The organism is Nostoc sp. UHCC 0302 (assembly GCF_038096175.1).
In the GTDB taxonomy this organism is placed as follows: Bacteria; Cyanobacteriota; Cyanobacteriia; order Cyanobacteriales; family Nostocaceae; genus UHCC-0302.
Window position 1 is genome coordinate 3,181,664 of record NZ_CP151099.1, and the last position, 13,227, is coordinate 3,194,890.

Consider the following 13,227-nt stretch of genomic DNA (forward strand, 5'->3'; position numbering starts at 1 on the left):
AGTTACGCAGTACCCGCAAAATCAGTCTTACACTGATAATGACAGCTGGAGTTGGACTTGCAACCTATCAGTCAGCAGCAGCTGTAACGTTATATTCCATCACCAACCTTGGCACTCTTGGCGGAGAAGTTAGTGGTGCTTACGGAATTAATGATAAAGGTCAAGTGGTTGGTCAATCCAGTATTACTAATGGAGAACCTCGCGCTTTTGTTTGGAGCGAAGGTATAGGTATGCGAAACCTTGGTGTTCTCGATAATGGATATAACTGTGCTGCCTTAAACATTAATAATATCGGCCAGGTAGTTGGTTCTTCATACATTAATAGTGGGGTAAGCCGTGCCTTCCTTTGGACTGAGAGTACACCGATACGTGACCTTGGCACTCCAAGTATCGGCAGTGAAGCTTGGGGCATTAACGATGCTGGTCAAGTAGTTGGTGACTTATTTGATCCCACTAATGGGCAAAGTCGTGCTTTCCTCTGGACTGAGAGCGGAGGAACACAAAACCTTGGCACTTTGGGCGGCAACATCCGCAGTGCTGCTTTTGATATTAACAACGCTGGACAGGTGGTTGGTTTTGCGAACACTGCTAATGAGCAAACTCGCGCCTTTCTTTGGACTGAAAGTAAAGGGCTGAAAAACCTTGGCACTCTCGGTTACTACAGCTTCGCTACTGGCATCAACGATGTCGGTCAGGTAGTTGGTGATTCAGATTCTACTGATGTTCCAACTCGCGCCTTCCTTTGGAGCGAAAGTACAGGCATGATTAATCTTGGCACACTTGGCGCTGACAACAGCTATAGCTATTCTTATGCCATTAACAACGCAGGTCAGGTGGTTGGTAATTCTATATTCAACATCAGTAATGCTGGTGCAACACAGCACGCCTTTGTATGGGAAAAGGGTACAATGTTTGATCTAAACAATTTGCTTTCTCCTGATTCTGGCTGGACTGTATTTGAAGCTAGAGGAATTAATAATGTCGGTCAGATAGTGGGAACTGGTTCTCTGGATGGGAAAGTGCGTGCAGTTCTTTTGTCACCTATTCCCAATTCAAAACCTATCCCTGAAAGTAATTCTGTGCTGGGTACACTAGCGTTTGCTGCTTTAGGTGTAGCGCACTGTAAACATAAACACTTAAAACTACAATCAAGACAGAATTGAAACCACAGTTTTATTTATACAAATCTTTAACAGTAATCAACTTTTACTACCGTTGCACTACATCTCAACTACAAATGAGATATATTGAAACCACAGTTTTATTTATACAAATCTTTAACAGTAATCAACTTTTACTACCGTTGCACTACATCTCAACTACAAATGAGATATTTAGTTCGCAATTTTAAATCCTGTTCTTGGCAAAAAGGCTCAACACCTTAGTCACGGGCTAAAACCGCCCCCTGTTGCTTTTGAGAGAGTATCTCTTGCTGCTTGAGCCGCTCTTTTACAAGAATCTCATTCCCGGATACCCCCGATGGTGCAATTCTTTTAGGCTGGGGTAATATTGACTTCACGACCTGGGCGGCAAGATTTCCTTACGAATCATTATTAAATGCCAGCCCATTCCTGTTAATATTTCTCAGGAGTTCAAAGGGCAATTTATTCAGTTTATCCACTGCTTATTGTTTCCACTCACAGAAATACGTTTCCACAGGTCGATAAGTTCAATAGTATCGAAAAACGCCACTACCTTGACAATACGCCCATTTTTCATAGTCATATACCAGGAATAGGTGTTGGTGTATGGTTTGCCGTCTTTGGCTTTTGCTGTTCTATCCCATAAGGCAATTACTGTGTCGCCCTCGGCATAAATACTCCGGATACTAGGTACTATTCTTACGCTCAATCGCTCGTTAATTGGCGCGATCGCTTCCTCTACAGATCGAAGAAACGACCAGTGCCATTTGCCTATTTGGCAAAGCCTTCGCGTACTATCTCTTTATTCTGGCTCTCATTAGATTGTACAATCTGGGGGTAAATGAGCAACGGTACAGATAGTTGCGCTAAGGCTGTAACCGAATGGCACTAAGTTAAGCGTAAACCCTTGATATAACTGGATGAGAGGGTGTGGCGTGTGGGGTTGCAGGTATTGGGGAATCAAGAAAATGTTGAACTCCTTGACGCAACTAAAGTTTAATTGTCTTAAACACTACACCCTGCACCCTACCCCCAACACCCTGCCCTGACGAGGTTTTACCTTTTCTTATTGCCATTCGGCTGTAACCCTTGATGTATAAGCATTCTAACAATCGATATTTTTGGCAATTCTCAATTTACCAATCAACCTATAGATTATTTGGTGCAACAATTTAATACGGCTCATCTTGGGTTTGAAGCTCCTAAATTTCAGAGACTTCAATTGGTAAAGTTTTAATCGGCGTTGCTGAATTTAGATATGAAATGCAAAAATCGGGTACTCTCAATTCTTGCTATCTGCATCTCTGCGTGAAACAAATTCATATTCTCACTCAGCAACGCCTTTTAATCCTGGCGATCGCCTACGGCGGGCGGATACGCCATCGCAGTATTGAAAGTAGCTCATCAAGTCCTTAGCGTAAGTTTCGGAACGGATGCTCATTTCACCCCATCTATTAGTATTTCTCATGCAATCAAAAACACCAGAGATCAGGCTGCCTTTTCATGGCTGAGTCTTCCAACTCCTTATCTGTAATCAGTGGATTCAGCCAGAGTTCGCCATTTTGCCGTTTCTTGCTCGACGTAAGCGTTTTTCTCAGCAATTACCTGAAGGGTGTCTGTCCCTAGAGGCAACCGCAGAGGTGGGGTATCTGCGTTGGCGATCTCAAGGATCGCCTGGGCAAGTTTAGTGGGATCTCCCAGTTGTTGATAGTTATGTTCAGATGCGAGGTTACGGGTTTTACCGACGGTCTGGTCATAATCAGGAATTTGCGTTACAGTTTTTTGAAGCGAACTGCCATCGAGAAAATTGGTACGAAAGTATCCCGGTTCGACAACGGTAGCATGGATTCCCAAAGGAGCTAGCTCATCGTGCAGCGCTTCAGTAATGCCTTCAACAGCAAATTTGGTTGAGCAATAGATGCCCCACCCTGAAGAGGAACGATAGCCACCGAGCGACGATAGGTTAATGATGTGTCCAAAGCGGCGCTGACGCATACTGGGCAACACGGCACGGATCACATTCAACAGCCCGAAGACGTTCGTGCGGTATACTCGCTCAACCTCTTGAGCACTGGTTTCTTCAATGCCTCCGAGCAAACCGAATCCCGCATTGTTGACTAACACATCGATCTGCCCAAAGCGTTCCAGTCCTGCTGCAACTGCTGCTTTCACTTGAGCCTCGTCAGTAATATCTAGGCTGAGCGTCAACACATTTTGACTGGACTCAAACTGATGCAAATCAGCTTTGTCGCGGGCGGTTGCAATTAATTGGTTATCTGCTGCCAAAACTGCTTTCGCGATTTCGGCTCCAATTCCACGGGAAGCACCTGTAATAAACCATGTTCTCTGAGTCATCTGTAAATCTCCTTAGATTAAGTTAGTAACACAGCTAGATTCTTGTCCTTTTTGGGCAGTTGTAAAAGCGGTATTCTTGCTCCGTTCTCACCTCGATTTTGTAATCAAAGCGATTTGGATTTGCTTGTTGTACCCTGTTTTATTGCCTTATTCTTTCATTGCCTTTCTGGGATAGGATTATCATAAGCTTAAGCAGAAGGGTTATAAATACATAAACCTCGCAGATTATTGCCTGATCCTCTCAAGCATTCAAATAGTACTCAAAAGAATCCTCTATAATAAGCGCAGCAAAATGATCGGAGTGATCGAGAAACTGCTATGGCAATTGAACCCTTGAAACGCGAGATGGCGATTCATGCTTGTCAAGAACTGGTAGAATTAGTGACCCGCCATACGAATGACTTGGGTAATGGTATCCATTCAACCGCAATCAATCAGTTAGAATTTATGCGGGAATCTGCTGCTCCGACAGCACTCTGTGCTGTATATGAACCGACTCTTTGCATTATTCTTCAAGGCAAAAAAGAAACTTTACTGGGAAAGGAAACCTATCAGTATGGTGCGGCTCAATATATCGTTGTCACAGTGGATTTACCGCTCAGTGGAAACATTGTCGAAGCGACAGCAGACAAACCGTATCTAGGATTTAAGCTGAGCCTGGACGCAACTCAACTTTGGAATATTATTGACCAAATTCAGCGCAGCCCAGATAAAAAAGAAACTTCGGTTAGAGGCTTGTTCGTCAGTGATGCTAATGCATCGTTGATTAATTGTGCCACCAGACTAACACAGCTTCTGGATACGCCCCAGGATATTCCATTCTTGGCACCGATGATTATTCGCGAAATCTATTACCGCCTTTTAATTGGCGAACAAGACGAAGCAGTTCGCCAGATTGCGACATCCGGTAGCAATATGCAGCGCGTGGCAGAGGTAATTAAACGGATCAAAGCTGATTTTAAAAAATCATTGCGCGTTGATGATTTGGCTCAGCAAGCGAGTATGTCTCCTGCATCATTCCATCGCCATTTTAAGGCAGTCACCTCAATGAGTCCATTGCAATATCAAAAACAGTTGAGATTATTGGAAGCACGTCGTCTGATGCTGGCTGAAAACGCTGATGCAACCCAGGCGGCTTATCAGGTTGGTTATGAGAGTCCTTCACAGTTCAGTCGTGAATATTCCCGCTTATTTGGTACCCCACCCATGAAGGATATTGAACGTTTACGAATCGCCTGAACATTGCAGTTCACTATAAATAGCAGACATTACACTTCTGGGCTAATACGTGGAATAGGTGCGTCAAGAACCTAAACTTGAATTTGTCAGTTGAGCGAGTGCACAATGTAACAGTTTAATCGAGTTATCAGTCTATTGTTCACAAGTTGGCGCTTTGGTCAGAGTTCGCAAGTATTTAATCGCAGAGAAAATAGCAGGTAATACCGTCGGGGCGAAAATCAGCCGCAATCATGAAGTTTAGGAGAACCTCTACGTCTCGGCGCAAAGTTATCTTAATCAACACTTGGTTAGATGGTCAACGCCAGTAAGCGACAAGAGTTAACGCTCAAAGGATAAAGGTTAAACTTCAACACCAGAAAACAGAACAGTCTGATGGGAGCAGCAACAAGAAACAATAGAGGCTTACATTCAAGAGATCCCTAAGTATAACATTGCACTCGAATTTAGCCCTAATGACTTAAAGACTCTTAAACGCAAAAGCTACGAACTAGAAAAGTTATCCCAGCTACAGCTAGAGCAACAGTAGCACGTTGATGCAATTGTCAGTTTAAAGCAAGCGCTCACTACATTTGATATATTTAGAACTTACGCATTGACAGAAAATTAAGACTATGCAACCAAGCATAGCTTCTGTGTTAGTTGTTCTAAAATAAAGTCACGAGCTACTTGAAGAGATAAATTTCTTTGGAGTTCATACCAGTTTTCAATTAACTCTTCTGCCCGTATTAATTCTAATTGTGTAAAAGCTCGAATAGCGCTAGAAAAATGAGTTCTGATTGCCTCAGTTGTTCTAACCATAAATTGAGCAATACCACAGACTTTTTTAATCGCTCTGTGGTAACACTCAATTCCCCAATGTATTGAATGTAATTCTTTTAATTCTACTCTAGAAATTGAAGAGAGTGCATCTTTTTCAGGGGTATACATAATGTAATATCTGTAAGTTTCGTTTTTGAAACTTCTCCGAAATACCTTTACCTGACCAAAATTTTTGAGATACACTATTAAACCAGATTCGGGGATTTATAAATTTTGAACTTGGGTAAAATTTTTACCACCAACCGAGCATGAGCGATTTTTAGCCACACCAGTTAAAAACCCTAATCCCTTGTTTTTCAGTAACTTCAGGTTTTCTTTGCTGGAATACCAAGCGTCAGTAGTCACTCTTTTAGGCTTTAAACCCCAATCCATTACTTCAGTAATCATTTCTCGTAAATAATCATTTTTAGTCTTCTAGTCTTGTTTGTTATAAATGCGGTAATTTACAGACACAGATTTACCTGACAAATCCGTGTAATACAAGGTGATTAACTGAATTCACTTGACGGCACGATGATGTCTACCTGAATAGTAATAGCCGATTAGCTCTGTTATTTTTGGGTCGCTATGAGGCTTGTCAATTACTGTATCATCTCCACTTAAAGTGCCTCCCATTAGATTGATGTTTGGCTTTATTTGTTCAAATAAAACAAGAGGGTTCATACCGCTCACGTAACAAAAATCTATTGACACTATAATGCGAAAAATTTTTCATGATTTCTGCCAAACGGGTGCAGCCTGGATATTTCGATTCTGCCAGCAGAAACAACGTATAAGTATCCAAGTCACATTTAGCAGTTGATGGTTTTGTAATCGCTCTAATCGTCCGAACCCTAAATACAGATAGGTAAATTATCTATTTTTCACGCCTCTGGTAACAAGCGTTCGCTTGTTTGTTCTGTCTTTTTTTACGCATTTCTTGGCTTTATTGTCAATGCGTAAATTCTAATATTTTAAGGATGAGCATCATTAAAATGTAGTTACTAAAATTTACTAAAATTTAGTAATCACCATAAAAGTACTGGAAGAACTGTTTAAATTTATAATACTTGTTCGAAATTACGGCAATAAACTTGCTCGGTGTAATCTTGAAAATTCTTTTCTGAATAAAATGGAAACCTTGTTAAAGTAGCTTTTTGAATATATTTAATTAATGGACGACGGAAGTTTTGATATTTTTCAAAAGCTGCATTTATAACTTGCTCGTTATCCCAGTTATTTTCTTGTGCAATTTGAGCGATAAGTGTTGTAATAGAAAGTGCATCTTCAAGTCCTTGATTTACTCCTTGACCCATGAAAGGAGGCATCCCATGTGCTGCATCTCCAACTAATACAACTCGCCCTTTACTCCAAAACGGTTGAATTTCTCCAGTATGACCTTCAGTATTCGAGTTACTTCCGTTAGAAATAGAAATCTGTTCTGTAATCGCAGCGTGATGAATATGATAAAGGCGCTGTTGAATTTCAGTCGGAGAAGATAAATGTACTAATTGCTTTAAATAAGACGGAAAATCAGCTTTTTCTAACTCTTGTTCTGCTAAATCAATTAAAGCACTTCCAGTCTTATTTTCTAGAGAATTATAATGCAAAGGCATTTGTATCATGTATCTATAACTGTTTTGATTATGAAACAAGATAAACCTGATGCCTGTGGCAGAATTATTATTACTAACTGTTACAATTAGTGAGTTCTGAAGAAATTTTTCTTCAATCTCTGTTTTCAGTTTGTCTCCTACCTCTGTTTTTGTGCAAAGTATTCCCGCAAATCCTGAGTATCGAGGAGTAGAAAAATTATAATAAGGACTATCTTTATAAAGTACCTTGCGAATTGTAGAATTAATCCCATCTGCGGCAACAACTAGCTTGGCTCGAAACGATTTAATTTCTGATTGTGTATAGGTAGCATCCAAAATCTGAATTTGTGGCTCATAAGGTTTTTGCTCCCAATATGCATAAGGATTATTCTCTTCCTGAGATATGCAATCTACTCGCACACACCCATCAAATGGTTCTTCAACAACATTTACACAACGATGATTAGCTTTTACCTGCTCTTGGGGAAGTAAATTTCTAAAAGTTGTTTGTAGTTCGTACCAAGTTATTGCTACTCGTCCCTCTCCGTAAGCTTTAGACCACACTTCAAATTCAAGAGGAATCGAGCGGATTAACTCTCCTTGTAAATCTCTATAAACCCATTTAGGAGATAAATTAGGATTGACTGATTTCAAACCTATTGCCTTTACTTCATCGTAAGCATCAGGTACTAATGACTTGAGAACTTTCAAGCCATTTGGTAAAATGTCCACAATTTGTCCCACTTGACGAAAAGCACGAGTCTGATCCAGGACAAGAACATTTGTAATACCACGCTTATTTAAGCCAAGAGCAGTTGCTAAACCAATGGGCCCAGCACCAATTATCACAACATCAAATATTTTCATAAAAGACACATCAAAGTAGGAATACTTGATTAACAGGAAACTTAAGACGGTTTATGATGAAGCTAGTATAAAAATACTATTAACATAGTCGTCTATGTTAATAAACATTAGCGATCGCTTGAATATGTTCTTGGAGGGCTTGCTTTTGTTCTGGGGTCATCGGTAGGTAAATACACTCATCTTAATTATTCTGACTGATTTTCGCCCTCTTTGCAAAAAACTGGGATGCTCCCTTAGCTACTGCCTTACCAATACCTAATACTGTTTGAAAGTAGAAGGAAGAAAATTCAGCGGTTTTTATCTTTAAATTACATCAATGTTGAAGAAATTTGGTTTCCAATTATCAAAAGCTGGCTAGAAATAAATTTCCCCTTAACTGAAGTTGTTTACAGCATTTACGGCTGTTATGAGGTACAGTAGCAGCAACTAGCAAACCAGTTTCTTAAATGTTGAGGATTTATTAAATCGAGTGCAACTGAGATTAGTTGATCAACCATTTCTGTTGTAGTTGGAGCAAAAGTACGTAAAAAAGATTTAAGTTGTGACCACCATAATTCAATTGGATTAAAATCGGGGGAGTATGGTGATAAACATATAACTTTTGCACCGACAGCTTCAATCATTGGCACAATTGAATCTAGTTTATGCGCGGATAAATTATCCCTTACTACCACTGCTCCTGACCATAAATTTGGCACTAAAAACTTTTCAATAAATAATTCAAATGCAATGCCATCCATTGAACCATTTATTGTCATTAATGCAACTACTTCTTTAATACTAATTGCTCCAATTATCGTAAATGAGTGAGCCTCTGTAGAAGGGGTTAATAGAGTAAGCTCTTGTTCCCATTTGTGAACGCGCATGAGTCCTAGTTAACCCAAGTAGAGCACCAGTTTCATCCAAAAATACTAAGTTTTCTGGCTCTATATGTTTGACCTTATCCCAAAAATTTAGTCTTAAATTTAGGACTCTCTCCGTCCCTGCTTGGGTACTCCGCTTTGTTTTTTTTTCCGATTTAATCCTAATTTCTGTAACGCACGACACATTGCACTTTGACCTACCCAATTACCAGTCTTGTCTGCAAATAATTCACACAACTCTATCAATGTTGCATCTGGATATGATTCAACTAATTCTCTCAACTCTGTGTCAGCATTTGTTAAATGACTAAATTGGGGCTTTCCTCGCGGCTTGGATTGCAAATTTCCTTCAAGTTTTTGTTGTTTTACAAGCTTTTGTACTAAACTCTTTGAGACTGAAAAAATGTCAGCCACTTTCCTGATTGAAATGTTTTTCTCAAGATGTGCTGCAACTATTTTTTCTCGTAGATCGACAGAGTAGGACTTCATTTAAAAGTATTTATATTTTTATCTAGTGTACCTCATAATAGACGCAAGTGCTGTATGCATGGTTTAGATTGGGAAGAGTATTTAGAAGGACAAGGGTATTTTTTGGGAGCGAATATTTTTGAGTTGATCCAAGCTCATCAACACTTTATTATTATCATATATCCTGACGAAAACACCTTAAATCTATCTGGGAAATTTTATGCTGATTGGATGCGGTTATTTTACTATCGTCACAAGATACTTTGGGCTTATAATCAAAGTCGTCAAGTAAAACTTTCTTTGCAAACTTATTTTCGTACAATTAAAGTTGGCAATGATTATATTGAGCAAACAAGAAATAAATACAGTGAGTTAAACACTCTAAACCAAATGTTAGTAAATATTCAAAATACACTCAATGAGTATACAAAACAGTTAACTCTTTTTGATTTACAAATTGCTACGATTGATATTAATTTAAGTAACTATGAAAAACGTTTAGGAATAATCAAACAAAAAACTACCCGCATTCAAGAAAATTCAATAACAGATTTAAAATTTTTTACAGAATTTAGTAGATTAGTGAAGGATAAATATCGCTTAAAAATAACGAAAGATTCAGAAATTTCAGAGCGATTTTTAAAATTCCAATCAGATACTATTAACGCTGTTTGTAGTCGAGTGGAAGTAGAAAAAGCCGAACGAGATCGCTAATTTCAAAATTTCGTTACTCTCCTAGCGGGAGGATGGGCTTTTGGCTCGTTTGTTGCAGCACTACCAGGATTAGCCGAAAAGAACGATAACCCCGTTAGGTCTATCCTGATCAAGTTATCTAACTTGAAACTGGATACGCTACCACCAACAACTACACAAGAACCCTGGTGGTTAATGCCAGCTACTAAAGGGATATATACTCTAGGCGGATTTATTATTGCTATTTTACTGTTGTTAATTTGGAGGCGTTTTTGGAGAAGATACCGTTCACCTACGATGCCTAATAGAAGAAGGACATAATAAAGAGTAAATGCTCTTGGCTCTCTAAATTATTGAATGACGAAATCTTCCTAAAATTGATACTATGCAGCTAAGCCTAACTTTTGTGTTAGGTGTTCTAAAATATAGTATAAATATACTAAGAAATAGAGAAAGGTAGCGATCGCTGATGGTATGGAGGTTGAGCAGACTTGTCGCCGTCAAGGTCGGTAATTGATTTTTTTGCACAAGCTTTACTGGCTGACTCTAATAATTATTTGTCTCGTCCTTCTTTGCTTCCGCAATATTAGACCTGAATCCTTACGTCTTTTCTTTGGCTGAAAGTCATTTTGGATTAATCCATAGATCAATCTAATGGCGCTGGAACACAACAAATCCATTGGCTGGAACTATGGGATGAATATATCCGTTAGTTGCAGAGATATCAGCGCCAAAGTTGCCTATACTATTTCCTCCATAGAGTGCAGCATCACTATTAAATATCTCGTGCCACTGACCATCTCCAATTCGAGAATTATTAATGGTGTACCCTGAAGAGAAGGGTTGATTATTTAAACTAGCAACCACTAAAAATTCTTCACTGATATCCCAACGTCTGAAAGCAATAACTCGATTGGCATTGTGGACATAGAGAATATCAATCAAATGCGATCGCATTCCTGAATGGTTGCGGCGCAACTGAATCAGGTCTTGGTAAAATCGGAACAATCTCTGACCAATAGTTTGGCGATCGCCTAGCAAATCCTCTCGGTTAGCCATGAAGTCGCTGTATCTGTAGGGTTTTTGTGCGCCAATCTCCTCACCCATTAAAAACATCGGAGTCCCAGCCGACAAAATTGACATTCCCACAGCAAAGTGACAACGTGCTTCAGCATAACGTCGGGTTTCTCCAATCAGTGGAGCTGAGTTTGCAGCCGAAACAATTGTGCGCCGAGACTCAACTCTAAGGCCTCCTTGTTCATAATATGAGTTGCCTGCTTCATCATGAGATTCATGATAGACAACCTTTCTATGGCCAGACCATCCCAACGCCCCTGCAAATCTATCCAGAGCTAGGGGTTCATTTGTACCGTATCCAGCCGTAGGAATTAATTTGGCATATTCCGTTCCTTGTCTAGCATCACCAATTAGATGGTGATAGAAGTTGGCATACCAAGCTGCATCAAAGCCCAACCCGCCAACATCAGGTGATTCAGTAACTGGCTCCCAATCAGAATGATCCTCTGCTATGAGAAGAGCATTCGATTGGATTAACTTCATTGTCCTTGTCCATTCTCTGAGGAATTTAGCACCAAAAATATTGGCATTACTTACAGGTCTACCATCAGCGTGCAATTGGTTGTATGAATGCATCGAAGTCGTTTGATCAACCCGGAACCCATCTACATGAAATTCCTCCATTAAAGTTACTGCACTACTGATGAACATTTTCCGCACTATCTCTTCATAAAACCGAGGTGCAAAACCTGTAGACAAGTTATCAAGATAGCCACCTTCGGGGAAACTTCTGCCGTCTGGGTAGAAATAATCGCTAGAGTTACCCTCATACCAGTAATAGCTATTGTGTTCGGGAATATCCGAGTCGTATGCCCATTCTGCCCGTTCTCCATCAGGATTGAAGTGGTTGTACACCACATCTAAAATCACCGCAATTCCATAACGATGGCATTCTCTAACAAAATGTTTCAGTTGGTCTCTACCACCAGCACTGTATTCGAGAGCAAAATAGTGAGATGTTTCATAGCCCCAATTAACTTCGTCTCGAAATTCTGACATCGGTAAGAGTTCAACAGCGTTAACTCCCAATTCTACTAAGTAGGGTAGTAAATTTATTGCATCCTGAAAATCTCCTGGTCTGTTTTGGCCATACCCTAAAGCCCCTACGTGGAGTTCGTAAATTACTAGATCCTCGACACGCTGGGGAACAGGACGTTCCAGTGAAAACTCATTACTCCAGAACTCCTCCTCTGGGATAAATTCCAGTTCTGGCCAGACTGGTTCTTGAAAATTTCTAGTCACTGTATCAGGATTTACAATTACAGAGCAGCTTTTAGTACCATCCAAATCTTGATAATTTCCCGAAAAAGGTCTGTCCTCTGTATCTCTATATCGATTAGAAAAAGGTTTACCGTCAGGATTGATGTTGCCTTTCCCAATTTGGCAGCGAGAATATAAATCAGTGCGATAAACTACCCGTCCCCCTTCATTGACAATTCTAAACATATAAGGAATATGGTCAAAGCGGGAGAAATCAGCAAGTTCTGGTGATACTGTGACATCTGTTTGCCAAATACCCTCATCTGTCCGCAACAGAGGAAATGGCCCCAGGTTGGGATTCATGCCAAAATCAGGATCATTGCGAAAAACATCATCTGCAATATAGCCACTACTACGGTTACCAAACACAACTTCTACATTACGGGCATTTGGCGACCAGACAGCAAACCGCAGCGCAGGTTGAGATTGACCAGGAATATAATATGGTTGCGCCCCTACTCTGCGGCTGTGAACTAGATAATATATTTGTTGTAGAGACTGACTGTTGTCAGGAGATTGTAAGGTAAAACTACGATAGCGATCGCTAGAATTACTATCGTTAATCTCAGTTGGGATTCCCCAAAGATTATTACCTGCTGGACTATCTACCATTACACCCCAGCGAAATAACCAGCCAATTTGGGAATCATCAAGTTCAACCGTAGTCTGGAAGCAGGGACAGCCATCTTCTCCAATCATTTGCTGCATTTGTTGCGATCGCCATTGTTGAGAATAGCGACCGTTTTCATCCCAACTCCCAATTAAACGGGGATTGTTAAAAATTGCTCTTTTAAAACCTGTGAAATAGGTAAACTGAACAGGAATTTTAGCCATGATGGCATCCTTCAGGTAATTAGATTATAGTTTTCT

General features: G+C 40.0%; 10 protein-coding genes and 1 pseudogene. 3 read left to right on the forward strand and 8 right to left on the reverse strand.

The window, feature by feature from the left end:
• Nucleotides 1-38 precede the first annotated feature (38 nt).
• Nucleotides 39-1,163, forward strand: coding sequence for a DUF3466 family protein (locus WKK05_RS13700; protein ID WP_341530211.1), 1,125 nt, complete (start codon nucleotides 39-41; stop codon nucleotides 1,161-1,163).
• A 445-nt stretch (nucleotides 1,164-1,608) separates the two neighbouring features.
• On the opposite strand, the gene WKK05_RS13705 is transcribed toward WKK05_RS13700, so the two are convergent.
• The 3 genes from WKK05_RS13705 to WKK05_RS13715 all read right to left on the reverse strand — a co-directional run bounded on the left by WKK05_RS13705 (nucleotide 1,609) and on the right by WKK05_RS13715 (nucleotide 3,497).
• Complete coding sequence (locus WKK05_RS13705; RefSeq protein ID WP_341530212.1) at nucleotides 1,609-1,851, reverse strand: hypothetical protein; 243 nt, start codon at nucleotides 1,849-1,851, stop codon at nucleotides 1,609-1,611.
• A 618-nt stretch (nucleotides 1,852-2,469) separates the two neighbouring features.
• The gene (locus WKK05_RS13710) at nucleotides 2,470-2,610 is read right to left on the reverse strand and encodes a hypothetical protein (protein ID WP_341530213.1); all 141 of its coding nucleotides are present in this window, start codon (nucleotides 2,608-2,610) and stop codon (nucleotides 2,470-2,472) included.
• Nucleotides 2,611-2,666: 56 nt separating this feature from the next.
• Nucleotides 2,667-3,497, reverse strand: coding sequence for an oxidoreductase (locus WKK05_RS13715; protein WP_341530214.1), 831 nt, complete (start codon nucleotides 3,495-3,497; stop codon nucleotides 2,667-2,669).
• A gap of 381 nt (nucleotides 3,498-3,878) precedes the next feature.
• On the opposite strand from WKK05_RS13715, the gene WKK05_RS13720 reads away from it, so the two are divergent.
• Nucleotides 3,879-4,736, forward strand: a complete 858-nt coding sequence (locus WKK05_RS13720) for an AraC family transcriptional regulator (protein WP_341530215.1) — start codon at nucleotides 3,879-3,881, stop codon at nucleotides 4,734-4,736.
• A gap of 609 nt (nucleotides 4,737-5,345) precedes the next feature.
• On the opposite strand, the pseudogene WKK05_RS13725 reads toward WKK05_RS13720, so the two are convergent.
• From WKK05_RS13725 to WKK05_RS13740, 4 genes and pseudogenes are all read right to left on the reverse strand, one after another.
• Nucleotides 5,346-6,378, reverse strand: a pseudogene (locus tag WKK05_RS13725) (transposase).
• 217 nt (nucleotides 6,379-6,595) lie between these two features.
• Entirely contained in the window at nucleotides 6,596-7,996 is a 1,401-nt protein-coding gene (locus WKK05_RS13730; RefSeq protein ID WP_341530216.1) for an NAD(P)/FAD-dependent oxidoreductase, read from the reverse strand.
• Nucleotides 7,997-8,400: 404 nt separating this feature from the next.
• On the reverse strand, nucleotides 8,401-8,862 hold the full coding sequence (locus WKK05_RS13735) for a transposase (protein WP_341530054.1): 462 nt from the start codon (nucleotides 8,860-8,862) through the stop codon (nucleotides 8,401-8,403).
• A 99-nt stretch (nucleotides 8,863-8,961) separates the two neighbouring features.
• Nucleotides 8,962-9,348, reverse strand: a complete 387-nt coding sequence (locus WKK05_RS13740) for an IS630 transposase-related protein (RefSeq protein WP_341530055.1) — start codon at nucleotides 9,346-9,348, stop codon at nucleotides 8,962-8,964.
• A 54-nt stretch (nucleotides 9,349-9,402) separates the two neighbouring features.
• On the opposite strand from WKK05_RS13740, the gene WKK05_RS13745 reads away from it, so the two are divergent.
• A complete protein-coding gene (locus tag WKK05_RS13745) occupies nucleotides 9,403-10,041 on the forward strand; it encodes a hypothetical protein (protein WP_341530217.1) in 639 nt (212 codons plus the stop codon).
• 630 nt (nucleotides 10,042-10,671) lie between these two features.
• On the opposite strand, the gene WKK05_RS13750 is transcribed toward WKK05_RS13745, so the two are convergent.
• Nucleotides 10,672-13,191: an alpha-amylase family glycosyl hydrolase gene (locus tag WKK05_RS13750; RefSeq protein ID WP_341530218.1), complete on the reverse strand. Its 2,520-nt coding sequence runs from the start codon at nucleotides 13,189-13,191 to the stop codon at nucleotides 10,672-10,674.
• Nucleotides 13,192-13,227 lie beyond the last annotated feature (36 nt).